General features: G+C 65.0%; 27 protein-coding genes and 1 pseudogene. 22 read left to right on the top strand and 6 right to left on the bottom strand.

Annotation, left to right across the window (positions count from 1 at the left end; translation table 11 throughout):
* Positions 1 to 381, top strand: coding sequence for a hypothetical protein (locus ACE3Q6_RS02515; RefSeq protein WP_374427945.1), 381 nt, complete (start codon positions 1 to 3; stop codon positions 379 to 381).
* Here ACE3Q6_RS02515 and ACE3Q6_RS02510 read toward each other — a convergent pair.
* Complete coding sequence (locus tag ACE3Q6_RS02510) at positions 378 to 1,241, bottom strand: FkbM family methyltransferase (RefSeq protein WP_374427941.1); 864 nt, start codon at positions 1,239 to 1,241, stop codon at positions 378 to 380. The two genes, ACE3Q6_RS02515 and ACE3Q6_RS02510, sit on opposite strands and share 4 nt — an antisense overlap.
* Before the next feature lie 137 nt (positions 1,242 to 1,378).
* On the opposite strand from ACE3Q6_RS02510, the gene ACE3Q6_RS02505 reads away from it, so the two are divergent.
* The 5 genes from ACE3Q6_RS02505 (at position 1,379) to ACE3Q6_RS02485 (ending at position 5,369) form a co-directional block, all read left to right on the top strand.
* Complete coding sequence (locus tag ACE3Q6_RS02505) at positions 1,379 to 1,789, top strand: DUF6524 family protein (protein ID WP_374427934.1); 411 nt, start codon at positions 1,379 to 1,381, stop codon at positions 1,787 to 1,789.
* Positions 1,782 to 2,168, top strand: coding sequence for a VOC family protein (locus ACE3Q6_RS02500; protein ID WP_374427925.1), 387 nt, complete (start codon positions 1,782 to 1,784; stop codon positions 2,166 to 2,168). The genes ACE3Q6_RS02505 and ACE3Q6_RS02500 overlap by 8 nt, the downstream gene beginning before the upstream one ends.
* A gap of 69 nt (positions 2,169 to 2,237) precedes the next feature.
* On the top strand, positions 2,238 to 2,639 hold the full coding sequence (secG, locus tag ACE3Q6_RS02495; RefSeq protein WP_374427916.1) for a preprotein translocase subunit SecG: 402 nt from the start codon (positions 2,238 to 2,240) through the stop codon (positions 2,637 to 2,639).
* A 150-nt stretch (positions 2,640 to 2,789) separates the two neighbouring features.
* The gene (locus tag ACE3Q6_RS02490; protein WP_374427906.1) at positions 2,790 to 4,433 is read left to right on the top strand and encodes a CTP synthase; all 1,644 of its coding nucleotides are present in this window, start codon (positions 2,790 to 2,792) and stop codon (positions 4,431 to 4,433) included.
* Between the two features lie 201 nt (positions 4,434 to 4,634).
* Entirely contained in the window at positions 4,635 to 5,369 is a 735-nt protein-coding gene (locus ACE3Q6_RS02485; protein ID WP_374427899.1) for a hypothetical protein, read from the top strand.
* A gap of 90 nt (positions 5,370 to 5,459) precedes the next feature.
* Here ACE3Q6_RS02485 and ACE3Q6_RS02480 read toward each other — a convergent pair whose 3' ends face one another.
* The 4 genes from ACE3Q6_RS02480 to ACE3Q6_RS02465 form a co-directional block, all read right to left on the bottom strand.
* Complete coding sequence (locus ACE3Q6_RS02480; RefSeq protein WP_374427892.1) at positions 5,460 to 5,732, bottom strand: helix-turn-helix domain-containing protein; 273 nt, start codon at positions 5,730 to 5,732, stop codon at positions 5,460 to 5,462.
* Positions 5,732 to 6,052, bottom strand: a complete 321-nt coding sequence (locus ACE3Q6_RS02475; RefSeq protein ID WP_374427885.1) for a type II toxin-antitoxin system RelE/ParE family toxin — start codon at positions 6,050 to 6,052, stop codon at positions 5,732 to 5,734. The genes ACE3Q6_RS02480 and ACE3Q6_RS02475 overlap by 1 nt, the downstream gene beginning before the upstream one ends.
* Before the next feature lie 110 nt (positions 6,053 to 6,162).
* The gene (locus tag ACE3Q6_RS02470) at positions 6,163 to 6,609 is read right to left on the bottom strand and encodes an META domain-containing protein (protein ID WP_374427877.1); all 447 of its coding nucleotides are present in this window, start codon (positions 6,607 to 6,609) and stop codon (positions 6,163 to 6,165) included.
* 181 nt (positions 6,610 to 6,790) lie between these two features.
* On the bottom strand, positions 6,791 to 7,453 hold the full coding sequence (locus tag ACE3Q6_RS02465; RefSeq protein ID WP_374427874.1) for a TerC family protein: 663 nt from the start codon (positions 7,451 to 7,453) through the stop codon (positions 6,791 to 6,793).
* Between the two features lie 93 nt (positions 7,454 to 7,546).
* Between ACE3Q6_RS02465 and rlmJ the strand changes: the two genes are divergently transcribed.
* The 16 genes and pseudogenes from rlmJ to ACE3Q6_RS02385 all read left to right on the top strand — a co-directional run bounded on the left by rlmJ (position 7,547) and on the right by ACE3Q6_RS02385 (position 23,783).
* On the top strand, positions 7,547 to 8,344 hold the full coding sequence (rlmJ, locus tag ACE3Q6_RS02460; RefSeq protein WP_374427871.1) for a 23S rRNA (adenine(2030)-N(6))-methyltransferase RlmJ: 798 nt from the start codon (positions 7,547 to 7,549) through the stop codon (positions 8,342 to 8,344).
* A gap of 9 nt (positions 8,345 to 8,353) precedes the next feature.
* A complete protein-coding gene (locus ACE3Q6_RS02455; protein ID WP_374427866.1) occupies positions 8,354 to 8,788 on the top strand; it encodes a TerB family tellurite resistance protein in 435 nt (144 codons plus the stop codon).
* Positions 8,785 to 9,555: a phosphate/phosphite/phosphonate ABC transporter substrate-binding protein gene (locus ACE3Q6_RS02450; RefSeq protein ID WP_374427857.1), complete on the top strand. Its 771-nt coding sequence runs from the start codon at positions 8,785 to 8,787 to the stop codon at positions 9,553 to 9,555. Before ACE3Q6_RS02455 ends, ACE3Q6_RS02450 begins: the two co-directional genes overlap by 4 nt.
* Positions 9,556 to 9,658: 103 nt before the next feature.
* Positions 9,659 to 10,441 (top strand): ABC transporter ATP-binding protein, encoded by a 783-nt coding sequence (locus ACE3Q6_RS02445; protein WP_374427850.1) that lies wholly within the window; start codon positions 9,659 to 9,661, stop codon positions 10,439 to 10,441.
* Positions 10,441 to 11,148, top strand: coding sequence for a substrate-binding periplasmic protein (locus ACE3Q6_RS02440; protein WP_374427842.1), 708 nt, complete (start codon positions 10,441 to 10,443; stop codon positions 11,146 to 11,148). The genes ACE3Q6_RS02445 and ACE3Q6_RS02440 overlap by 1 nt, the downstream gene beginning before the upstream one ends.
* 36 nt (positions 11,149 to 11,184) lie before the next feature.
* Positions 11,185 to 11,937: a transporter substrate-binding domain-containing protein gene (locus ACE3Q6_RS02435; protein ID WP_374427835.1), complete on the top strand. Its 753-nt coding sequence runs from the start codon at positions 11,185 to 11,187 to the stop codon at positions 11,935 to 11,937.
* Positions 11,938 to 11,988: 51 nt separating this feature from the next.
* On the top strand, positions 11,989 to 12,867 hold the full coding sequence (locus ACE3Q6_RS02430) for an ABC transporter permease (RefSeq protein WP_374427828.1): 879 nt from the start codon (positions 11,989 to 11,991) through the stop codon (positions 12,865 to 12,867).
* Positions 12,864 to 13,691: an ABC transporter permease gene (locus ACE3Q6_RS02425; RefSeq protein WP_374427821.1), complete on the top strand. Its 828-nt coding sequence runs from the start codon at positions 12,864 to 12,866 to the stop codon at positions 13,689 to 13,691. The genes ACE3Q6_RS02430 and ACE3Q6_RS02425 overlap by 4 nt, the downstream gene beginning before the upstream one ends.
* Before the next feature lie 187 nt (positions 13,692 to 13,878).
* A pseudogene (locus ACE3Q6_RS02420) lies at positions 13,879 to 15,161 on the top strand (glutamine synthetase family protein).
* A gap of 120 nt (positions 15,162 to 15,281) precedes the next feature.
* On the top strand, positions 15,282 to 15,989 hold the full coding sequence (locus ACE3Q6_RS02415) for a type 1 glutamine amidotransferase (RefSeq protein ID WP_374428831.1): 708 nt from the start codon (positions 15,282 to 15,284) through the stop codon (positions 15,987 to 15,989).
* A 42-nt stretch (positions 15,990 to 16,031) separates the two neighbouring features.
* Positions 16,032 to 17,387, top strand: coding sequence for a glutamine synthetase family protein (locus ACE3Q6_RS02410; RefSeq protein ID WP_374427815.1), 1,356 nt, complete (start codon positions 16,032 to 16,034; stop codon positions 17,385 to 17,387).
* Entirely contained in the window at positions 17,387 to 18,688 is a 1,302-nt protein-coding gene (locus ACE3Q6_RS02405) for an NAD(P)/FAD-dependent oxidoreductase (RefSeq protein WP_374427809.1), read from the top strand. Before ACE3Q6_RS02410 ends, ACE3Q6_RS02405 begins: the two co-directional genes overlap by 1 nt.
* A gap of 129 nt (positions 18,689 to 18,817) precedes the next feature.
* Positions 18,818 to 20,749, top strand: a complete 1,932-nt coding sequence (gene dnaG / locus ACE3Q6_RS02400) for a DNA primase (protein WP_374427806.1) — start codon at positions 18,818 to 18,820, stop codon at positions 20,747 to 20,749.
* Between the two features lie 75 nt (positions 20,750 to 20,824).
* Complete coding sequence (rpoD, locus tag ACE3Q6_RS02395) at positions 20,825 to 22,819, top strand: RNA polymerase sigma factor RpoD (RefSeq protein WP_374427803.1); 1,995 nt, start codon at positions 20,825 to 20,827, stop codon at positions 22,817 to 22,819.
* 47 nt (positions 22,820 to 22,866) lie between these two features.
* Entirely contained in the window at positions 22,867 to 23,202 is a 336-nt protein-coding gene (locus ACE3Q6_RS02390) for a hypothetical protein (protein ID WP_374427800.1), read from the top strand.
* Positions 23,203 to 23,312: 110 nt separating this feature from the next.
* Positions 23,313 to 23,783 (top strand): hypothetical protein, encoded by a 471-nt coding sequence (locus ACE3Q6_RS02385; protein ID WP_374427793.1) that lies wholly within the window; start codon positions 23,313 to 23,315, stop codon positions 23,781 to 23,783.
* Here ACE3Q6_RS02385 and ACE3Q6_RS02380 read toward each other — a convergent pair.
* Positions 23,780 to 24,643, bottom strand: a complete 864-nt coding sequence (locus tag ACE3Q6_RS02380; RefSeq protein ID WP_374427790.1) for a glycosyltransferase family 2 protein — start codon at positions 24,641 to 24,643, stop codon at positions 23,780 to 23,782. The genes ACE3Q6_RS02385 and ACE3Q6_RS02380 overlap by 4 nt on opposite strands.
* Positions 24,644 to 24,648 lie beyond the last annotated feature (5 nt).

Genomic DNA, 24,648 nt, shown 5'->3' with positions numbered 1-24,648 from the left:
ATGCTCAAACCGCTCCTCTGGATCATCGCCGCCTCGCAGCTGGTCCTTGCCGCCCTGACGCTCTTCACGCCGCTGCAGTTCTTCGGCTGGATGGGCCTGACGGTCCCGGCCGCCGACAACGGCTACATGATCGGAATGCTGGGCGCCCGCTTCCTGGCCTACGGGATCGGCATGGCGATGCTGGCGCGATCTGCCCAGCCGTCCCGCTTCTGGATCGCCAACATGGCCCTGATCCAGGCAGTCGATCTGGGACTCGCGCTGGTCTACGTGGGGCTTGGACTTGTGCCGCTGGCGGTGGCGGCCTTTCCAGCAATGAACGCCGCGCTTTTCACGGCGGGCCTTCTGTGGTGCCTGCGCGGCGCCGGCCTTCGCGCGGCTTAGGCAGCCGGCCCGTGGCCTTCTGCGGCCGAAGGCGCGGGGGCCACGGGTGGCGGAGGCGCGACATGCGACCGGGACAGGTACTGCGCCAGCACCCCGCGCACGTCGGGGCGCGCGAAGACATCCTTGCGGACATAGACCAGGTTGTACTGGTGGCGGTATTCGAAGTCGCGCGCCACCGGCATCATCCCCTGCCCGTCCATGTAGGCCATCACATCCTGGACCAGCATCTGGTCCTGCCAGAACCGCTTTTCCTCGACTTCGACGATCAGGCTCAGGCAGGACTTCAGCGCCGAGCCAAAGCCCGAGGTCACCTTGCCCAGCGCCCCCTCGACATCGATCCAGACCGAGAAGCTCTTCTCTGCCAGTCCGTGCCGCGCCAGGAAGCTGTCCAGGCGGCTTGCGGGGACCGTCACCGCCTCGTATTCGGTCTCGGCGCCGCCGCGCGTCAGAAGCGAGTTGTTGGTGGCCCGCCGCATCGGACGACCCGAGGCCGCGCGGCGGATCTGGAACGTCGCTTCGCCATCGGCATCGCTGATCGCCAGGTGATGATATTGCAGCGCCGGGGCGCGACGGGCCAGGCGCCGGACAAAGGCCCCGTGGGTATGGGGGTTGGCCTCGAAGGCATGGGCCTCGATCCCGCGCCGCGACATTTCCTGTGAGAACTGGGCAAAGAGCGCGCCGATTTCCAGCGTGACTTGCGGTTGCAGCACCGTCTGCAGCCCCAGGAACAGCGCCTGGACCGCCGCGGCCGACTGTCTGCGGCTGCCCCGGTCGGAAAGGTTGTGCAGCCGCGCCTGCTGCATCAGGACCAGATCCTGCATCCGGATCAGGTCCGCATGGCTGACACCGGTCTCGGCCATTGCTGCACTCCGCGCTCACAAGGTACTGGAGGATCGCTTAAGGGAAGCGCCGCCCCCGTGCAACGCTGGTCAAGGCGGCCCGGCCTGCAGGCTGGACAAGCGCCCATTCCTTTGTCACCCCTTGCAGCGGACATCACATGGGAACCGGCATCATGGGCTTCCTTCTGCGCTGGCTTGGCGCCTTCCTGCTTCTGGCAGCGATCTTCAACCCGACCTCGTGGAACTATGTCACCTGGGCCCGCGCTGCCTGGGGCGAGGAGACCCCGCTCATCGTCTTCACCGGCCTGATCCTGGGCGTGGCCGCGATGGTCTACCTTGTCGCCACCATGCGCTCGATCGGGATCCTTGGGGCCATCATCATCGCAGCGATCTTCGCCGCCGGGCTTTGGGTGCTGACCGACTGGGGCCTGATCGGCCTCGACAACTCGGCGCTGAACACCTGGCTTGCGCTCATCGTCCTGTCGCTGATCCTCGGCGTGGGGATGAGCTGGTCGATCCTCCGCCAGCGGCTTTCGGGCCAGCAGACCACGGACGAGGTCGATGGCTGAGACCTTCCTCTACCTCACGCTTGGCACCAACGACCTGGCCCGCGCCACCCGCTTCTACGACGCCGTTCTCGCCCCCCTGGGCCTTGTCCGCCGCGCGACGAAAGAGACCGAGGTCGGCTACGGCCACCCCGACGACCGCCGCGCGCGGCTTTGGATCACCCTTCCGTTCGACGGCAAGCCCGCGACGGTCGGCAACGGCTCCATGCCCGCCTTCCCCGCCCCCTCGCCCGAGGCGGTCAGGGCCTTCCACGCGGCCGCCCTGGCCCACGGCGGCACCGACGAAGGCGAGCCCGGCCTCCGACCCTATGGCCCCTCCTTCTTCGCCGCCTATGTCCGCGACCCGGATGGCAACAAGCTTTCGGCGGTGCATGGCGGCTGAGGCATCGGGGGACACTTGCGCCTTTGCCCCCTTCCGCCTAGATAGGCGCGTCAGCGTTCAGGAAGCCTCATGGAAAACGTCATCCTCACCATCCACCTGATCCTCGCGCTTCTCCTCATCGGCGTGGTGCTCCTGCAGCGCTCCGAGGGCGGCGGGCTCGGCATCGGCGGCGGTGGCGGCGGGACCATGTCGGCGCGCGGCGCGGCGACCGCCCTGACCAAGCTGACCTGGCTTTTCGCGACGGCCTTCATCATCACCTCGATCACCCTCACCATCCTGGCCACCAATGGCGGCGACGGTGGCTCTGTGGTCGACAGCGCCGCGACCGAGGGCACCGATACCCCCGCGACCGACCTGCCCGCGACGGGCGGCGGCTTGGCCGGCACCGACCTGACGCTGCCCGGCACCGCGACCGACGCGCCCGCGACCCCGCCCCGCGCGGACGAACCGGCGCCTGCCACCAACGACTGATCCACAACTGCTTGCCCCGCCCCACGGCCAAGCCCGCATGATCTAGCGGGTCGGGCGTTGCTAACCCTTGCGGGAGTCGCTATACCTCGACTCCCGTGGTGCCGCGATTCCACCCCACCCGAATCGCGTTGAAAAACACGGGAGACCGCCTTGGCGCGATACATCTTCATCACCGGCGGCGTCGTCTCCTCGCTTGGCAAGGGCCTTGCCTCCGCCGCCTTGGGCGCGCTTCTCCAGGCCCGCGGCTACACTGTCCGGCTCCGCAAGCTTGACCCCTACCTGAACGTCGACCCCGGCACGATGTCGCCCTTCGAGCATGGCGAGGTCTTCGTGACCGACGACGGGGCCGAGACCGACCTCGACCTTGGCCACTACGAACGCTTCACCGGCGTCCATGCGCGGACCACCGATTCCATCTCGTCCGGCCGCATCTATTCCAACGTGCTGGAGAAGGAACGCCGCGGCGACTACCTCGGCAAGACCATCCAGGTCATTCCCCACGTCACCAACGAGATCAAGGACTTCCTGAAGATCGGCGACGACGAGGTCGACTTCATGCTGTGCGAGATCGGCGGCACCGTCGGCGACATCGAGGGCCTGCCGTTCTTCGAAGCGATCCGCCAGTTCATCCACGAACGCCCGCGCGGCCAGTCGATCCTGATGCACCTGACGCTGCTCCCGTACCTCGCGGCCAGTGGAGAGCTGAAAACCAAGCCCACCCAGCACTCCGTCAAGGAACTGCAAAGCATCGGCCTCGCGCCCGACGTGCTCGTCTGCCGGTCGGAACACCCGATCCCGGACCGCGAACGCGAAAAGATCGCGCTCTTCTGCAACGTCCGCAAAGAGGCCGTGATCCCGGCCTACGACCTGAAGACCATCTACCAGGCCCCGCTGGCCTACCACCAGGCGGGCCTCGACCAGGCCGTCCTCGACGCCTTCGGCATCACGCCTGCCCCGAAGCCCAACCTCGCCCGCTGGGAAGACGTGATGGACCGCATGACCCACCCCGAGGGTGAGGTCCGCATCGCCATCGTCGGCAAGTACACCCAGCTGGAAGACGCCTACAAATCCATCGCCGAGGCCCTGACCCACGGCGGCATGGCGAACCGCACCAAGGTCCGCGCCGAATGGATCGACGCCGAGATTTTTGAGCGCGAAGACCCCGCCCCGTACCTCGAACGCTTCCACGCCATCCTCGTCCCCGGGGGCTTTGGCGAACGCGGCACCGAAGGCAAGATCAAGGCCGCCACCTACGCCCGCGAAAAGAAGATCCCCTATCTTGGCATCTGCCTCGGCATGCAGATGGCCGTGATCGAGGCCGCGCGGAACCTTGTGGGCGTCAAGAACGCAGGCTCCGAGGAATTCGATCACGAAGCGGGCGAAAAGCGTTTTACCCCCGTGGTTTATCACCTGAAGGAATGGGTCCAGGGCAACCACACCGTCCGCCGCAAGGCCACCGACGCCAAGGGCGGCACCATGCGCCTTGGCGCCTATACCGCGAACCTCAAGGACGGCAGCGCTGTCGCCCGCATCTACGGCACCAATGTGATCGAAGAACGCCACCGCCACCGCTACGAGGTCGACATCCAGTACCGCGACGACCTCGAAAAATGCGGCCTGATCTTCTCCGGCATGAGCCCCGACGGCAAACTGCCCGAGATCGTCGAGGTCAAGGACCACCCCTGGTTCATCGGCGTCCAGTTCCACCCCGAGCTGAAGTCCAAACCCTTCGCCCCGCATCCGCTCTTCGCGGATTTTGTGCGGGCGGCGGTGGAAGGGGCGCGGTTGGTGTGAGAAACCCCAATGGTTGAGTTTGGCGAAGACCAGCGATACGGAGTTGAAAACTCGGTCCTTTTGTATGCTGAGAGCTTCTACGTTTTAGGCGCGAACGATTTATATAGTGCAACTGCAAGGGACCTCGCGCGATCATGCTCGGATTCGTTTCATGTGTACCTGATTGGTCGACTTCCAGTAGTTGAACGCATTGATGTCTCCATGGCCAAGGGATACTTCACTACGAGGCTCTTGGTGGCTGGACGCGAGAGGTTTCTGGCGTTTCCATGTCCGTTAGACGCACATATTGAGTGGATTCAAGGGAGGAAGTATATTAGGAATCGAGCCGGTCACATTCTAGCGATTCCAAGCGATCAGGAACTCCACTCTGAACTGACGACTAAGCATAAGTGCTTTGACTTTGAAGTACTATATGTGGGGCAATCCTTCGGTGATGAAGGTGATCGAGATGCTATTGACCGTTTGCTGAAACATGAAACTTTGCAGAAGATATCCATTCTGGAGAACAAGGCAGGACACACGCTTGCAGTTCTTCTATTGAGCCTTCCTCGTCACCATTCATCAATTACGCTCATCAATCCAAGGGCGGCAGATACCACGCAGAATGAGGCAAGGATTGGAATTGGACTTCAGAATAGTAATGTTGCAACAGAACGGGATCGCGTTACACTTTTTGAAGCCTCACTTATTCGACACTTCAGGCCAGAGTACAACGAAAAGTTCAAAGATAGTTTTCCATCAACGAAAACAAAGGCACTTAAAGAATGTTACAACAAGGACATATTGTCAGTTATAGCAGAGATATCTTTTCCAGAGATACCATTCCGGATTTATTCGCAGCATGTTAGACCAGAAAAGTATGTATTTATAAACCACAATTTACATAGTGATTCAGACCGTCGCTTATATTTCTTTGATGAGCCGTCTGGACGATAGCGAGCGTCAGAGGTATTCTCGCACACTCATTCGGCCTTTGAAGACTTTGCGCCTCCATTTCGCGTAGGTCGGGCTTCAGACCGCCCCCCCTCACACCATCTCCACCTTCAACCGCTTCCCCACCGCCTTCGCGTAACGCCTCAGCGTCTCGACCGTCGGCGATACCCGCCCGCCCTCCAGCCGAGCGACCGCCGACTGGGTCGTCCCCATCCGCTCGGCCAAAGCCTCCTGCGTCAGGCCCGCCTCGGCGCGCGCGCGGATCATCGCTTCGATCACCGCATATTCGGCGTCGGCCTCGGCATAGGCCTTGGCGAACTCCGGGTCCTTCATGTTTTCCGCGATCAGATCGGCAAGCTTGGTCATCATTCCATCCTCGTCATCCGCTCAAAGGCCAGTTCGATTGCGCGTCTGGGTGTCTTCTGGGTCTTCTTTTCGAAGACGTGCAGCACCATTACCTTGCGTCCGTTCATCGTGACATACAGTCCGCGTGCGATGCCTTCCGCTGCCGACACACGCAATTCCCACAACTTGCCTTCCAGGTGCTTTGCGTGCGGTTCATGCATCCGCTCAAGCCCGACTTCTTCCACCACTCGCAACAGACGGAGCAGTTTGGCCCGCAACCCGGTCGGCAGTGCCGCAATCTCCGCATCCACGGCGGAATGCGTTTCAACGGCCCATCTCATCTTCGCTATATACCTTATCCGCTATGCCCGGTCAACCTGACAGGCACAAGCTTCCAAGATCATGGTGAAGAGTTGGTTAGCGTAGGTCGGGGCGTGCCCCGACTCTCCGCTCACCCCAGACACACCGCCACCGACCCGTCCTCGCGCGTCAGCCATAGACCCTCGGGCGAGACGACGAACCCCCGCACCTCACCCAGCGCCTTCAGCCAGGCGGCTTCGCGCTTCATCCGCTCCGGCTCCAGGCAGGCCATTTCGGTGACCGCCAGCGGACCAAGCTGCATCCATCCGGCATCGAGGTCCGCCGTGCCGGTGAAGCGGTTGCAGCCGGTGGTGCCTTCGACCTGCCCCTCGAAGTCGACCGTCAGCGACAGGCCCGCGCCGGCAGGCACTGCAACACCGTCGATCAGCAGCGGCTCCCAGCTTCGGTCGGTGATCCGGCCCACGGATACCGAGACGCCGGTCGCCGGATCGCCGTCGAAGGCCGGGGGCGTCGGGCCGCAGGCAAGGACGAGGCTTGGGTGCAGCACCACGGTAAGGGCAAGGAACGGACGGAGCATGGGGACCTCCCTTTGTCCTGCGCATTCTGGCCGCGGTGGAACGGGGCGCCAAGGCAGGTCCTCCCCACCCCGGAACGGAAAGGGCCAGGGCGCTTGCGGCCCCGGCCCTTGGTTAAGCCCACGTAAACGCGCCCGGCCAAGCCCTTGATTTCCCGAAGGCCACCAGGGCTGTCCCGCGTGGTCAGCCCAGCCAGCTCAGAAGCACCGGCTCGACCTCGTGCCAGCCTTCCCACATCATCTTCAGCGCGACGTAGAGGATGATCAGAAGGCCGATATAGGCGATCCAGCGGTACTTGTTCAGAAGGTTCGCAATATAGCTCGCCGCAAGGCCCATCATCGCGATGGAAAGCGCAAGCCCGATGATCAGGACCGTCGGATGGTCCTTCGCCGCACCTGCCACGGCCAGCACGTTGTCGAGGCTCATCGACACGTCCGCCACCACGATCTGCGTCGCCGCCTGCGCGAAGGTCTTCCGTGGCGCGTCGTCGGCCACCGCACCGTCCTTGTCGATGTCCTGGTTCGCCAGCGCCTCGACCGCCTCGACGTCGTGCTGATGCGCCCCGGCACGAAGCTCCTGCCACATCTTCCAGCAGACCCACAGCAGCAGGATGCCCCCGGCCAACAGGAGGCCCACGATCTCGAGCAGCTGCGTCGTGATCAGCGCGAAGCCGATCCGCATCACGGTGGCCGCCCCGATCCCCACGAGGATCGCCTTGGCCCGCTGCTCTTTCGGCAGGCCCGCTGCCGCCAGGCCGATCACGATGGCGTTGTCCCCGGCCAGCACAAGGTCGATGCCGATGACTTGCAACAGGGCGATGAACCCTTCGTAGGTGAAGATTTCCATGCGGGGCTCCCGTTCCGTTTCGCCGGTCCTACGCCCACAACGCCGCCGGTTCAACCCGGTTGCAGGACAGCCGTGGGGCGGTTAGGCAGGGCCATGCTGTCCTACCAACACCTCTACCATGCCGGAAACCTGGCCGATGTGCAGAAGCACGCCGTGCTCGCCTGGGTGCTGGACTACCTCACGCGGAAGGACAAGCCACTTACCTATATCGAGACCCATGCGGGGCGCGGGGTCTATGACCTGGGGGCCGACGAGGCGGTCAAGACCGGCGAAGCGGCTGCAGGGATTGCGCTGGCCGAGGCGCTCTTTCCGCCCGAACACCCCTACCGGCAGCGGCTGGAAGAGGCGCGCTCGGCCTATGGCGCGCGGGCCTATCCCGGATCGCCCCTGATCGCGGCGCTTGGGCTGCGCGAGGGGGACAGCCTCCACCTCGCCGAGCTGCATCCGCAGGAATTCGCGCATCTCCAGACGGCTGCAAAGGACTGGGGCGCGCATGTCCACAAGCGGGACGGGTTCGAGCTGGCGCTGGCCATCACACCGCCGACCCCCCGCCGCGGGCTGATGCTGATCGACCCCTCCTACGAGGTGAAGGCCGATTACGAGGCGATCCCGAAGCACATGGCCAACATCCACCGCAAGTGGAACGTGGGTCTTCTCATCCTCTGGTATCCAATCCTGAAAGGCGGGGCGCACGGCCCCATGCTGAAGGCGCTGGAAGCCACTTTCCCCGACGGCCTGCGCCACGAAGTCCGCTTCCCGCCGGTCCGCGAAGGGCACCGGATGGAGGGGTCGGGCCTCTTCATCGTGAACCCGCCCTATGGCCTGGACGAAGAGCTCAAGACGCTCACAACCCGGTTTGCGCGGCTTTCCAAGGCCGGCCAGAAGCCCTAGGTTTACCGGATGATCGATCTTCTTCGCCGTCTGATGGCCCCCGAACCTGCCCGCCTGCCCGAGCCGGATGCCGAGCTGGCGCTGGCCACCCTGCTTGTCCGCGTCGCCAAGACCGACGGTCTCTACTCGGCCGAGGAGGTGGAGCGGATCGACCGGGTGCTTGCTCACCGCCACGGGTTGGACCCCTTCGCCGCCGCGAAGCTGCGGTCCGAGGCCGAGGAACTGGAGCGGGAGGCGCCCGATACGGTGCGCTTCACCCGCGCCTTGAAGGATGCGGTAGCGCTGGAGGACCGGACCGAGTTGATGACGGCGCTCTGGTCCGTCGCGCTGGCCGACGGGATGCGCGAGGCGCATGAGGACCGGCTGATGCGGCTGGTCGCGAACCTTCTTGGACTGACGGACGTGGAATCGGCGCTGGCGCGACAGAAGGCCGAGCGGGAATGATCGCAAGCCTTGGGATGTACGATTTCGGGGCCGCCCAGGCCGCGAATGACCGGCTTTGGGCGCTGATCCGCAGTGGACTGCGCGGTCGGGGCTTTGAGGCGCCTGAGAGGCTGACCCGGGGCGAACACGCCTATTGGGACGCCTGGCAGTCCCCAGACCTCGTGCTGTCGCAAACCTGCGGCTATCCGTTCCGGGCGCGGCTGCACGGCAAGGTGACCTACGTCGGCACGCCGGACTATGGCGTGGAGGGATGCGCGCCCGGCTACTATCGGTCGGTCTTCGTCGTCCGCGCCGACGACCCACGCCAGACGCTGGCCGACTTCGATGGCGCGCGCTTCGCCTACAACGAGCCCCTGTCGCAGTCCGGCTGGGCTGCGCCGCAGACCCATGCGGCGAGGCTTGGGCTCCGCCTGCCCCCGGTGCTGCGGACCGGCGGACACCGCCTTTCGGCCAAGGCCGTCGCCGAGGGCCGTGCCGACATCGCCGCGCTGGACGCGGTGACCTTCGAGTTGATGCAGGGCCTCGACCCCGTGGCCGCGCGCCTGCGGGTCATCGCCCTGACCGACCCGACCCCCGGCCTGCCCTACATCACCGCCCCTGGTCGCGACCCCGCGCCGATCTTCGATGCGGTCGGTGAAGCCATCGCGGCCTTGCCACCCGCTGACCGGGCCGCGCTGCGGCTGCGGGGTTTCGTCCGCCTCCCGGTCGCGGATTACCTCGCGGTGCCCAATCCGCCCCCACCCGAGCAGTTTGCCGCGCTGATCTGATCAAATCACCGGCGACAGCCCTTGCAAGCGCCCAAATCGCCGTTGCAATGATGCACAATCTGCTTCCTACTGCCTGACCAAACCGCTTCCAGAGCTGGACCCCATGCCCGACGCTGCCACCGATACTCCGGTCATCGAGATCCGCGACCTGCACAAGAGCTATGGTCCGCTGGAAGTGCTGAAGGGCGTCGACCTGGTGGCCCCGCGCGGGCATGTGGTGTCGCTGATCGGATCCTCGGGGTCGGGGAAATCCACCCTTCTGCGCTGCTGCAACCTGCTGGAGGAAAGCCAGCAGGGCGAGATCCGCTTCGAGGGCGAGGCCGTGCGCTGGAAGGGTGAGGGGCACAACCGCCACCCGGCCGACCGCGACCAGGTCACGCGCATCCGCACCAACCTCTCGATGGTTTTCCAGCAGTTCAACCTTTGGTCCCACCTGACGATCCTGCAGAACGTGATGGAGGCCCCGGTCACCGTCCTGAAGCGCGACCCGAAGGAGGTCGAGGCCAAGGCGCGCCAGTATCTGGCCAAGGTCGGGATCGGCGACAAGGCCGACGCCTGGCCCGCGCAGCTCTCGGGCGGGCAGCAGCAGCGGGCGGCCATTGCGCGGGCGCTCTGCATGGAACCCCGCGCGCTTCTGTTCGACGAGCCGACCTCGGCCCTGGACCCCGAGCTGGAACAGGAGGTCGTCCGCGTCATCAAGGCGCTGGCCGACGAGGGGCGGACGATGCTTCTCGTCACCCATGACATGAAGCTTGCCGCCGACTGTTCCGACCATGTGATCTTCCTGCACAAGGGCAAGATCGAGGAGCAGGGCCCGCCGGAAAGCCTGTTCGGCAATCCCCGCAGCGAACGTCTGCGCGGGTTCCTGTCGGCGACGGCGGCCTGATGTCCTGCACGGGCGCAATCGCGGCGGCCGTGACCGGGCTGGTCCTGGCCTCGTCCGAGCCGATCACCATCGGCACCGATGCGCCCTTTCCGGAATACACCTATGTCGACGCCGCCGGTACGATCACCGGCTTCGAGAAGGACCTGATGGACGAGGTCTGCACCCGCTCGGCCTTCCGCTGCGAATGGGAACTGGCGAACTTCGACCAACTGATCCCGGGCGTCATGTCGGGCCGTTTCGACGTGGTGCTGGGCGGCATGGCGGTGACCGATGAACGCCGCGCGCTGGTGGATTTCACCCAGTCCTACCACGGCACCGACCCCGAGGAATGGTACATCGGCCTGCCCGGCGCGCCTTCCCCCTCCGCGGCGCTGGTGGGCGTCCAGTCCGGCACGGTGCACGAGGCGCATCTGCGACGGATGGGCTATCGCTTCACCGCCTACCCCACGGAACCGCAGGTTCTGGAGGCGCTGGCGAAGGGCGAGGTGGACCTGGCGCTCGGGCCGTTCCAGACCCGGTCCGACATCCGCAGCTTCGTCGCGGCGAAGGGCATGGACTACCTCTATTCCGAAATGATCCCTGACGACGGCGTGGGCATGGCCGTCTGCAAGGGCAACACCGACCTTCTGGACACGCTGAATGGCGCCTTGGACGCGATGCGTCGCGACGGAACGCTTGCAAGCCTGGAAGCACGCTGGTTCGAATGAACCATAAACCCATCCGACGTTAAGGGAGACTACAGAATGAGGAAACTTCTGATCGCAACCGCGCTGGTGACCGTTTCGGGGACGGCCTGGGCGCAGGACATCGTCCGCCTGGGGACCGAGGGTGCCTACCCTCCCTACAACTTCATCAATGACGCCGGTGAAGTCGCGGGCTTCGAGCGCGAGTTCGGCGATGAGCTTTGCAAGCGCGCGGGCCTGACCTGCGAATGGACCACCAACGAGTGGGACTCGATCATCCCGAACCTGCAGTCGGGCAACTACGACGTCATCATCGCCGGGATGAGCATCACCGACGAGCGTGAGGAAGTCATCGACTTCAGCCAGGGCTACCTGCCGCCGGCTTCCTCGGCCTACCTTGCTCTGTCGGCCGACACCGACCTGATGTCGGGCCCGGTGGCCGCGCAGACCGGCACGATCCAGGCGTCCTTCATCGCCGAGAACGGGATGCAGCTCGTCGAATACGCCACGCCCGAGGAAACCGTCGCTGCCGTGAAGAACGGCGAGGCGGTCGCGGTGCTGGCCGACAAGGACTACCTGGTGCCGATGGCGGCCGAGTCGAACGGCGAGATGGTGCTGCTCGCGCGCGAAGAGTCGATCGGTGGCGGCGTGGGCCTGGGCTTCCGCGACAGCGACGACGCGCTGCGCGAGAAGTTCGACGCGGCGATCAAGTCGATGAAATGCGACGGCACGCTCGACGCGATGATCACCAAGCCGGAATACTTCGGACCCGAGGCCAAGACCTGGGGCGACGCCGGCAAGGAAGGCTGCTAAGCCTGACCGGGCGGGCCTTCGGGCCCGCCCCTTCCACCACGGGACCCGCGAATGTTCGAAGCCTGCGCCGATCCGAAAGCCATCGAGGGCCTGACCTGGGCCGCCTGCTATCTCACTTCGGCCAAGCATCTGGACTTCTACTGGTCGTTCCTGACCGTCCTTCTTCTTCTCGCGATCACCGCGCCTGCGGCGCTGGGGATGGGATTCCTGGGCGCCACCGCCGCCCGCTCGCACATTCCGCCGGTCAGCTGGATCGGCAAGGTCTACATCTGGATGGTGCGGGGCGTGCCCGACATCATCTTCTTCCTCTTCTTCGTCATCGCGCTGGACCAGGCCATCGAATATTCGAAAAGCCTTGTCGTCTGCCCCAGCCACGAATGGCCCTGGCAGGGCCTGGAATTCCGCGTCTGCCCCGAGGCCAAGGTCCCGCTGGCCAAATCCTCGCCCTTCTGGCACCAGGCCTATGGCTTCATGCTGGCCGTCGTCACCTTCGCCATCGTCTTCGGCGCCTTCGTCGCCAACGTCATCTACGGCGCGATGAATGCCGTCCCTCGCGCCCAGCTTGAAACGGCCGAGGCCTACGGGATGAGCCGCCGCCAGGTTTTTCGCCGCATCCTGATCCCGCAGATGTGGGTCTATGCGCTGCCCGGCCTCGGGAACCTATGGATGATCCTCATCAAGGCCACGCCGCTTCTGTTCCTCCTCGGCGTAAAGGACATCGTCTACTACGCGCGGGAACTGGGTGGCTCCAAGACCCAGGCCTACGAATACCCGCATGGCGACTGGCGGCTGTGGTACTTCCTGGGGCTCATGGTCTTTTACCTCGTCTTCACCCGCATCTCCGAGATCGGCATCGCCCGCATCACCCGCCGCCTGAGCCACGGCCAAGCCACTGCGGGCGGCGAAGCGCTGCGAAAGGCTGCGGCATGACCTGCTGGGAAACCATTCAGGCCTATGGCCTTCGCTCGATCGGTATCGGCGAGAACCTTTTGCCGCGGTCGGACTTCACGCTGTGCCAGCAGTTCACCCTGATCGGCTCGGGGATGCTGTGGAACATCTACTTCGGGGTCCTCGCTCTGACCGCCGGGTTCTTCCTGGCCAATGCCATCGCGCTCGCGAAGAACGCCCGCAATCCGCTGATCCGCAAGCCCGCCGAGTGGTATGTCTTCGTCTTCCGTGGCTCGCCCTTGTTCATCCAGTTCTTCCTGGCCTACGAGGCGCTCGTCCTTCTGCCCAAGGGCGGCGTCGACATCCTGGGCATCCATCTCAACACCGCCTGGACCACCCGCGCTTGGGCGGGCGCGCTTCTGGTCCTGTTCCTGAACACCGCCGCCTATTCGGCCGAGATCTTCCACGGCGCGCTGAAGTCGATCCCGAAGGGCGACCTCGAGGCCGCCGAGGCTTACGGCCTGACCGGCTGGAAGAAGTTCATCCGCATCGAATGGCCGACCATGCTGCGGCTTGGCTGGCCCGCCTACACGAACGAGGCGATCTTCCTCTTCCACGCGACGACGCTGGTCTTCTTCTCGGGCTTCCCCGCCTTCCAGCAGAAGGGCGACGCGCTTTATTACGCGAACTACTTCGCGGACAAGACCTTCAACCCTTTCGTGCCCTATCCCATCGTCGCCTTCTATTTCATCCTGCTGACTCTGGCCGTCACTTTCTTCTACGGACGGGTCAACCGGCACCTGAACCGCCACCTGCCGTCAAACATCCGAGCCAAAATCCGCTTGCGTCCGCAGCTCATCCGATAGTAAGCTACTTTTGATCAAATTATCCGGGCACCCGCCCGGACCTTGCGGAAACGCCGAAAAGAAGGCCCGCGGGGGAGGAGATCGAAACAAGGGGAAGGACCAAGGGCATGGTCCAAACCTTGCGCATCAGGCGGGCACCCTTGTGCCCCGGGCGCGGGGATCGTGCCCTTCCTGTTTGAACATGACGATGAAGGATTGGCTTAGAAAGCACCCCGACGTGCGGACCATTCGCGTGGCCGCCGCGGATTTGAACGGACAGGCGCGGGGCAAGCGCGTTCCCGCCCGCTTTGCGGAAAAGGTCGTGAAGGACGGGACACGGTTCCCCTTCTCGGTCCTGAACCTCGACATCTGGGGCGAGGATATCGACGACAGCCCGCTGGTCTTCGAACAGGGCGACGCGGATGGCGTGTTGAAACCCACCGAACGCGGCTTCATGCCGATGCCCTGGCTGGAGGCACCGACCGCACTCCTGCCGATCTGGATGTTCCGTGAAAATGGCGCGCCGTACGAGGGCGACCCCCGCCACGCGCTGAACGCGGTCGTGCAACGCTACAAGGCCAAGGGCCTGACGCCGGTCTGCGCGATGGAGCTGGAGTTCTTCCTGATCGACGACTCGGGCAAGACGATGCAGGTCCCGGCCTCGCCGCGCTCCGGCAAGCGCCGCAAGGCGGCCGAGACCCTGTCGATCCGCGCCTTGGACGCCTTCGACACCTTCTTCACCGACCTCTACGACGCCTGTGAAGCGATGGACATCCCGGCCGACACCACCACGTCGGAAACCGGCCTCGGTCAGTTCGAGGTGAACCTGATGCATTGCGACGATCCCCTGCGGGCCGCCGACGATGCCTGGCTTTTCAAGATGCTGGTCAAGGGCCTTGCCCGCCGCCACGGCTTTGCTGCCAGCTTCATGGCCAAGCCCTATGCCGAATACTCCGGCTCGGGTCTGCACACGCATTTCTCGGTGCTGGACAGCAAGGGAGAGAATATCTTCGACTCCGGCGGCCCCAAGGGCACCGCGCAGCTGCGCCACGCGGTCGCGGGCTGCCTGGCGGCGATGCATGACTCCACCTTGCTTTTTGCCCCGCACTACAACAGCTACGAACGCCTCGTCCCCGACAAGCATGCCCCCACGGCAATCTCCTGGGGGTATGAGAACCGGACCGCGGCGATCCGCATTCCGGCGGGCAACCCCTCGGCCCGCCGGATCGAGCATCGCGTGGCGGGGGGCGACGTGAGGACGAGATGGAGCCGCCTGCCCCCGTCACCGGCAACGCCTATGCGATGGACCTGCCGCAGATCCCCGCCAGCTGGGAAGCCGCGATCGACGCGTTCGAGAATTCGGACGTGCTCTACCGCTTCCTGCCCAAGGAACTGGTGCGGAACCTGGTGCAGACCAAGCGGCAGGAACTCCACTACCTGGCCGAACTGACCCCGGAAGAGCGGGTGGAGCTTTACCTCGACACCGTCTGACCGCTCCTCGTAGGCCTTCGGCCCTCCTCGCCTCGCGAGGAGAAGCCGAAGGCGCACGACGAGCCCCCTTGACCAAACACCCCCGCCGCACCCACCTTGAAGAAAACCGAAGGACACACGATGCAGATCGGCATCCTCCAGACCGGCGAAAGCCCCGACGCGCTGCGCGACCAGGGCGATTACCCGGATTTCTTCGAGACCCTGCTGGCGGGCAAGGGCCTGACCTTCCGCCGCTGGGCGGTCCTGCGCAACGACTTCCCGGCCTCGGTGCATGAGTGTGATGGCTGGCTCATCACCGGCTCGCGCTTCGGTGCCTATGAACCCCACCCCTGGATCCCGCCGCTGGAAGATTTCATCCGCCGCGCCTACGCCGAGCATGTGCCCGTGGTCGGCATCTGCTTCGGCCACCAGATCATCGCCCAGGCGATGGGCGGCAAGGTCGAGAAATTCGCGGGCGGCTGGACCGTCGGGCCCACAGAATACGACTTCGGCGACCGGACCTACACCTTGAACGCCTGGCACCAGGACCAGGTGGTCAAGAAGCCCGAGATGGCCAAGGTCCTCGCCTCGACCGCCATGTGCGAGAATGCGGCGCTCCTTTACGACGACCGCATGTTCACCGTCCAGCCCCACCCCGAATTCCGCAAGGAGTTCATGGCAGGGCTGATCCAGCACAGGGGGCCGGGTCTGGTCCCCGACGCGCTTCTTGCTGATGCCACCCAAAGGCTCGACACGCCCCTCGACAGCCCGTCGATGGCCGACCGGATCGCGGAGTTCTTCCTGACCCACCAAGCGAAGAAAACTGGGGCCGAGAAGCTCCGCGCCTGACCCGTTCGGCCGCGGGGGCCACCCCCCAACAACGTGTGACCTATGTCCAAGTGGACCGACCAGCTGCCCGAGGCAGCGCGTGACTACATCGGCAACCGCCGGGTAGACGAAGTGGAATGCATCATCGGCGACATCGCCGGGGTGGCGCGCGGCAAGGCGATGCCCGCCGCGAAATTCGCCAAGCAGACCAACTATTTCCTGCCGAACTCGATCTTCCTGCAGACCATCACCGGCGAATGGGCCGACAATCCCTTCGACGCCTTCACCGAACCCGACATGATCCTGGAGCCCGACTGGTCCACTGCGACCGCGGCGCCCTGGACGGCGGACGTGACGCTGCAGGTGATCCACGACGCCAAGGACCAGCAGGGCAACCTCGTCCCCTTCAGCCCCCGCAACGTCCTCCGCCGGATTGTCGACCTTTACGCCGCACAAGGCTGGCGGCCCGTCGTCGCGCCCGAGATGGAGTTCTTCCTGACCGCCCGCAACGTCGACCCCAACATGCCGGTGATCCCGCCCATGGGACGCTCTGGCCGCCGGGCGGCGGGCAAGCAGGCCTATTCCATGTCCGCCGTCGACGAGTACGGCAAGGTCATCGACGACATCTACGACTATGCCGAGGCCCAAGGCCTTGAAATCGACGGCATCCTCCAGGAAGGCGGCGCGGGGCAGATTGAGCTGAACCTCGCCCACGGTGACCCGGTCCGGCTGGCCGACGACGTCTTCTTCTTCAAGCGCCTGATCCGCGAGGCGGCGCTCCGCCACGACTGCTTCGCCACCTTCATGGCCAAGCCCATCGCGGGCGAGCCTGGGTCGGCGATGCACATCCACACCTCGGTCGTGGACACCAAGACCGGCAAGAACATCTTCGCGGGTCCCAAGGGCGTGGAGACGGACGCCTTCATGCACTTCATCGGCGGCCTGCAGAAGCACCTCTCCGGGGCCGTCGCCCTGTTTGCGCCCTATGTGAACAGCTACCGCCGCTATGTCCCGGACTTCGCCGCCCCGATCAATCTGGAATGGGGCCGCGACAACCGGACCACGGGGCTGCGCATCCCGATCTCGGGTCCGGCCGCGCGACGGGTGGAGAACCGCCTGCCCGGCATGGACTGCAACCCCTACCTCGGCATCGCCGCGACGCTGGCCTGCGGCTACCTGGGCCTGATGAACAAGGTGCAGGCGCGGCCCGAGTTCACGGGGTCCGCCTATATCGACAGCGAGGACATCCCGGTCAACCTGGGCGACGCGCTGGACCTTCTGGAAGAGGACACCGCCCTGCAAGAGGTGGTCGGGACCGAATTCGTGAAGGTCTACGACAGCGTGAAGCGGAACGAATACAAGGAGTTCCTGCAAGTCATCAGCCCGTGGGAGAGGGAGCATCTGCTCCTCAACGTCTGATGAACCTTCTGCATGTGAACGACCGGCGGGGCGAATACCCCGCCAGCTATTATGCCGCGACCGCGGCACCCCTGGATCGTTTTCCGGTCCTGAAAGGTGCCCAGATGGCCGATGTCTGCGTCGTAGGCGGCGGCTACACCGGCCTGTCCGCGGCCCTGCATCTGCGACAGCGGGGCTATGACGTGGTGCTGCTGGAAGCGCATCGCGTGGGCTTCGGCGCCTCTGGCCGAAACGGTGGGCAGGTCGGGTCGGGCCAGCGGCAAGACCAGGTCTGGGTCGAGAAGACCGTGGGCCGCGAGAACGCCCACCGCCTTTGGGACCTGGCCGAGGAAGCCAAGACCCTGGTCAAGACGCTGGTGCGTGACCATGCCATGCCCGTGTCCTTCCACCCTGGCATCGCCCATGCCTGCCGCACCGAAGCCGAGGTCCGCGACACCCACGCTTACGCCGAAAAGCTGCGCCGCGACTACGGCTACGAGCACCTTGAATCCCTGGACAGAACCGGCATCCGCCGCCTGATTGGATCGACCGAATATGTCGGCGGAGAAATCGACCGCGATGCGGGCCACCTGCACCCGCTGAACTACGCCATCGGCCTGGCGCAGGCCGCGGCGAAGTCGGGCGTGCGCATCCACGAACTCAGCGAAGTCCACCGGGTCGAGCCGGGCGCGCGCCCCGTGGTCCGCACGCCGTCAGGGCATGTCGATTGCGCCACGGTGATCCTCGCGGGGAACGGCTATCTCGGCCAGCTGTCCCCCAAGGTTTCGGCAAAGGTCATGCCGATCAACAACTTCATCGTCGCAACTGAACCTTTGGGTGAACGCGCCCGCGACCTCCTCTCCGAACCCGTCGCCGTGGCCGACACCCGTTTCGTCGTGAACTACTGGCGCCTCAGCGAAGACAACCGCCTCCTCTTCGGCGGCGGCGAATCCTACGGCTACCGCTTCCCCGACATCATCAAGACCGTCTCCAAGCCGATGCTGCAGGTCTACCCGCAGCTCGCCAGGACCCGGATCGACTACGCCTGGGGCGGCACACTGGCGATCACCGTGAACCGGATGCCCTGCTTCACGCGTCCCGGCCAGAACGTCCTCTCCGCCTCCGGCTACTCCGGCCACGGGGTCGCAATGGCCACGCTCGCCGGGAAACTCATGGCCGAAGCCACCGCCGGCCAGATGGAGCGCTTCGACCTGATGGCCTCTCTCCCGCAATACCGCTTCCCCGGCGGCGCGCTTCTTCGCTGGCCGCTCCTCGTCACCGCGATGACCTGGTACGCGATGCGGGACCGACTGGGGCTCTGACCGCTTCATTCTTCGTCCACAAATATCCCGGGTAGCCAGCAGGTTTCGCCACCGGTTCGAGAAACCGGCTGGCTGGGGGGCTGGCCCCCGGGGGCTGCACAGGGCGCGCGATCTGGTATAAGCGGGCGCATGTCCTTGCCGAACGGATTCCTCGACGAGCTGCGCACCCGGGTCACCCTGTCCTCCATCGTGGGCAGGAAGGTCACCTGGGACATGCGCAAGTCGAACATGGCCAAGGGCGATTTCTGGGCGCCCTGCCCGTTCCACCAGGAAAAATCCGCCAGCTTCCACGTCGACGACCGCAAGGGGTACTACTACTGCTTCGGCTGCCACGCGAAGGGCGATGCCGTCAGCTTCGTGAAGGAGTCGGAGAATACCGGCTTCATGGAGGCCGTGGAAATCCTTGCCCGCGAGGCCGGGATGACGATGCCCGCGCGCGATCCCAAGGCCGCCGAACGGGCGGACCGCCGAACGCAGCTCCAGCAGGTGATGGACGAGGCGATCAAGTTCTACCGCCTGCAGCTGAAGACCGCCGCCGGAGCCGAGGCGCGGACCTACCTGGCGCAGAAACGCCGCCTGACCGAGGCCGCCTGGGACCGCTGGGACATCGGCTGGGCCCCCGCCTCACGCCATGCGTTGAAGGACGCCCTGGCAGCGAAGGGCGTCTCGCCGGATCTGATGTTCGCCTCGGGCCTGATCGCCAAGGGGGACGACGGCTCGCTCTACGACCGCTTCCGCGCCCGGATCATCTTCCCGATCAAGGACACCCGCGGCCGCCCCATCTCGCTCGGCGGCCGCTCCCTCGACCCGAATGCCCAGGCCAAATACCTGAACGGCCCCGAAACCGAGCTGTTCGACAAGGGCCGCAACCTCTTCAACCACGCCCCCGCGCGCGAGGCCGCGGGCAAGGGCAAACCCCTGATCGTCGCCGAAGGCTACATGGACGTGATCGCGCTCTCCGAGGCCGGATTCACTGCCGCCATCGCGCCCCTCGGCACTGCCGTCACCGAAGAGCAGCTCCGCATGATCTGGCGGATCGCGGACGAGCCGATCATGGCGCTCGACGGCGACAAGGCAGGGATCGCAGCGGCGCACCGGGTCATCGACCTGGCGCTCCCGCTGCTGGAAGCGGGCAAGGCCCTGCGCATCGCGATCCTTCCCGGCGGCATGGACCCCGACGACCTGATCAAGGCGCAAGGGGCGCCCGCGATGCAGGCCGTGCTCGACCAGGCGAAGCCGATGGTCCAGCTCCTCTGGCAGCGCGAGACCGAGGGCCGCGTCTTCGACAGCCCCGAACGCCGGGCCGCGCTGGACAAGGTGCTGCGCGCCCACCTGGCCCGGATCACCGACCCATCCATCAAGGCGCATTACGGCGAGGAGATGAAGCGCCTGCGGCTGGAGCTTTTCGGCACCACCCAGGCCCGCCCCTTCCAGCCTGGCCCTTTCCGCCCCGGCCGCGGCAAGTACGCCCCCCCGGGCGGCGCGCTGGCCACAACGCGCTCCTCGCTTCTCGCCCAGGCACAAGGCCCGGTAGAGGAGACGCTCCGCGAAGCGGTGATCCTGGCAACCCTGATCCTGCACCCCGCCCTCATCCATCGCTTTGAATCCGCTCTGGAACGCCTGGACCTGACGGGAGAGGACCACGACACCCTGCGCCAGATGATCCTGTCGGGCGCCGACATGCCCGACCTGCACGCAAAGATCGCCCAGTCCGCCCCCGCCGCCCTTGACGCGCTCCTCTCGCGTCCCCATGTCGCCATCGCCCCCCCGGTCCGCAACCTTCAGGACGACGAGCTTGCCGCGCTCTGCCTGGCCGAGGAATTGGCGAAACTGGAAGCCCGCCGGGGTGCGCGCCGCGAGATCGAAGATGCGATGGAGGATATGGACGGCCTGCCCGACGAAGGCCTGACATGGCGGCTTTCCCAGGCCGCCGAAGCCCGCCACCGCTCGGAAAAAAGCGGGACAAGCGACAGTTCGGACCTCGGCGAAGACCGCGCCGCCCTGTCAAGACATCTGCAATCCCTGATCGATAGCCAGGTCTGGGTCAAGAAAAACCGCTGATTCGGCCTTTCCCCCGGCCTGATTCGCGTTATTGATTCGACCAAGCCTCGCCCCGATTCGCGCCAAGGAGCACTCATGGCCCTCAAGGACACCGACGACGCCAAGCCGGAAACCGACGACGCGGACGTCTCGCTCGACATGAGCCAGGCGGCGGTCAAGAAGATGATCGCCGACGCGCGTGAGCGTGGGTACATCACCTATGACCAGCTGAACACGGTGCTTCCGCCGGAACAGGTGTCCTCGGAACAGATCGAGGACGTGATGTCGATGCTGTCCGAGATGGGCATCAACATCATCGAGGATGAAGAGGTCGAAGAAGGCGAACAGCCCGCGGGCGAACTGGTCGAAACCTCCACCAGCCGCGAGATCGCGGTGGCGGGCACCACGACCGAGACGCTGGACCGCACCGACGACCCTGTCCGCATGTACCTGCGCGAGATGGGGTCGGTCGAGCTTCTGAGCCGCGAGGGCGAGATTGCCATCGCCAAGCGGATCGAGGCCGGCCGCAACACGATGATCGCGGGGCTCTGCGAAAGCCCGCTGACCTTCCAGGCCATCATCATCTGGCGCGACGAACTTCTGAACGAAGAGATCCTCCTGCGCGACGTGATCGACCTTGAAGCCACCTTCGGCCGCAGCCTTGACGGCGAGGAAGGTGAACTCGACGGCCCGGCCCTCGACGAGGTGGGCGTCGGCGAAGCCGCCCCGCGCCGCACCTCCAGCGCGGAACCCGAACTGGACGCCGACGGCAACCCGATCATGCGCGAGATGGACGAGGACGAGGATGACGAAGCCTCGAACATGTCGCTGGCCGCGATGGAGGCCGCGCTGAAGCCGCGCGTGCTGGAAACGCTGGACCTGATCGCTCGGGACTACGACAAGCTGGCCGAGATGCAGGAGCTGCGGATGAACGCGACCCTGTCGTCGTCGCAGCGCTTCTCCACCTCGGACGAGGCGGCCTATCAGAAGCTGCGATCGGAAATCGTGCTTCTGGTGAACGAGCTGCACCTGAACAACAGCCGGATCGAGGCACTGATCGACCAGCTCTACGGCATCAACAAGCGGATCATGTCGATCAACTCGGGTATGGTGAAGCTGGCCGATGCCGCGCGGATCAACCGGCAGGAATTCATCCAGGAATACCAGGGATACGAGCTCGACCCGTCCTGGCTGGAACGGATGGGCCAGAAGGCCGGCCGCGGCTGGCAGGCGCTGATCGAACGCAGCCGCGACAAGGTCGAGGAGCTGCGTGCCGAGATGGCCCAGGTCGGCCAGTATGTCGGCGTCGACATCTCCGAATTCCGCCGGATCGTGAACCAGGTCCAGAAGGGCGAGAAAGAGGCGCGTCAGGCCAAGAAGGAAATGGTCGAGGCGAACCTGCGTCTCGTGATTTCCATCGCCAAGAAATACACCAACCGGGGCCTGCAATTCCTTGATCTCATTCAGGAAGGCAACATCGGCCTGATGAAGGCCGTCGACAAGTTCGAATACCGCCGGGGCTACAAGTTCTCGACCTACGCGACCTGGTGGATCCGCCAGGCGATCACCCGCTCCATCGCCGACCAGGCCCGCACGATCCGCATCCCGGTCCACATGATCGAGACGATCAACAAGCTCGTCCGCACCGGCCGCCAGATGCTGCACGAGATCGGCCGCGAGCCCACGCCCGAGGAACTGGCCGAGAAACTCCAGATGCCCCTGGAGAAGGTCCGCAAGGTGATGAAGATCGCCAAGGAGCCGATCTCGCTGGAAACGCCCATCGGGGACGAGGAAGACAGCCAGCTTGGCGACTTCATCGAGGACAAGAACGCGATCCTGCCGCTGGACTCCGCGATTCAGGAGAATCTGAAGGAAACCACGACCCGTGTCCTGGCGTCCCTGACGCCGCGTGAGGAGCGGGTTTTGCGGATGCGCTTCGGGATCGGGATGAACACCGACCACACGCTGGAAGAGGTCGGCCAGCAGTTCAGCGTGACGCGGGAACGTATCCGCCAGATCGAGGCGAAAGCGCTGCGGAAGCTGAAGCATCCGAGCCGGTCAAGGAAGCTGCGGAGTTTCCTGGACCAGTAACTAAAGGCGCCCAATGGGCGCCTTTTTTGTTTGTTGGAGATTGTCCGATGCCGTCGAACGAAGAGCACGCAGAAAGCATTATTGCCGCCTACGCTCGACTTCGACAGACCACGGATCAGGTCTTCGTCACCTATGGACAACTGGCGACGCTGATTGGGCGAGATGGCCAGCATCGACTGCTTGGTGGGCCGCTCGATCTGGTGCGAGAGATCTGCAAACTGCGCGGCCTGCCCGATATTGCTACGGTCGTCGTCTCGAAGGAAACGCTGGCGGATGGTACGATCAAACCAACCGCTGCAGCTCTTGAAAAATACAACGGTTGGACTGCGCTCCGCGCGGAACAAGCGCGCGTCATTGCCTGGGACTGGTCGTCAAAGGAGTAGGGAGAGTTACAGCGCACCAGCCGACGGTGCGCTGTGAGCCGCACCCTACGAAATCCCTACCTTGCGCCCCTTGCCCCGCCGCCGCACACTCCGCTCAAACGGAGTTTCCCATGCGCACTACCCTTCTCCTCGCCCTTCTCGCCGCTGGCCCCGCCCACGCTGCATGCCAGGGCGATGAAGCCTTCTCCTGTCGGATCGGGGAGAAGACGCTCGAAATCTGCTACTGGAAGGGCATGCTGACCTACAGTTTCGGGCGCGAGGGGAAGCCGGAGCTGTTCCTCAACGAACCCCTGGAAACGGTCGCCTTCACCCCCTGGCCCGGGATCGGCTCCAGCCTTTGGGAAACGGTCGCCTTCCGGAACGAGGGTTACATCTACGAAGTCTGGACCAGCGTCGAGCGCGACCCGGAATCGACCGAACCGCGGGCGGGCGGGGTGCGGGTCATGCAGGGGGACGCCACGGTGGCAGAGCTTGCTTGTGACCGGGGCACGGCGACGCCGATGGATACGCTTTACGACCTGAAGGACGGGATCGGCCAGTGCTGGGACATGGAAACCCAGTCCTGGGGCCTGTGCAACTAGGGCTCCTCGACGAAGGGCCAGACCGGGTAGCTGAGACCGGCCTGCAGCAGGATCCCGCGCAGCCGCAGCGCCTCGGCGCGCATCCGATCTGACCAGGCGAGCATGTCGGTGTTGCGCTGGCCGGGGGCGTTGGCCTCGGTAAGGCGGTCGGTCAGCTTGGTCCGCTTTCGTTCGGGGTCCTGCGAATTGGCGTGGCCGCGGTTTCGCTTTTCCTCGAACTCTTCCAGGGACTTGACCATGTAGTGATGCAGCACCGCCACCTCGCTGTCGACCGACCGCATGATCTGCCCGGTCGCGAACTCTGCCTCTCGACCAGAGGGCGTGACATAGCGACCCTCGCGGACGTCCAGTCGGTGGATGCCGATCCCGGACAGCTTCTCGCGTCGGCCGATGGACTTCATGCTGCGGTTCAAGGGCGCGCGGCGGTGGAGCGACTCGGTAAAGCGTTCGATCACCGGCCGGGCGCGATAGCGTTCCTGCCCGCCACTGTTGAACACCACCCAGTTGATCGCGACGGCACTCACGTCCGGGTCGAACCGGCCCAGGAAGTCCGCGATGCTGTCGTCCTGCCGCAACAGCAGGAATTCGTCCGCATCGAAATAGGCGATCCAGTCGACGGTCGCGTGCTTCCGCATATGATCATAGGCCAGCCGTTGCGGGCGCTCGCCCACGCTGTGCGGCCAGTCGATCCGGATAAGTTCACCCGCATCATCCAGCGCCTGCAGAAGCTCGCCTGTCCCGTCCGTGCTGTCATTGTCGTAGATGACAAAGTCGGTGAACCCCAACGCCTTGTAGTGCGCCAGCCATTCGACGACCGAGCGGACCTCGTTCCGAACGATCCCGCACAGTGCGATGCTCACCCGCC

The sequence above is a fragment of the Tabrizicola sp. genome, assembly GCF_041913445.1.
Classification (GTDB): domain Bacteria; phylum Pseudomonadota; class Alphaproteobacteria; order Rhodobacterales; family Rhodobacteraceae; genus Tabrizicola.
This window is presented reverse-complemented; position numbering and strand designations above follow the sequence as displayed.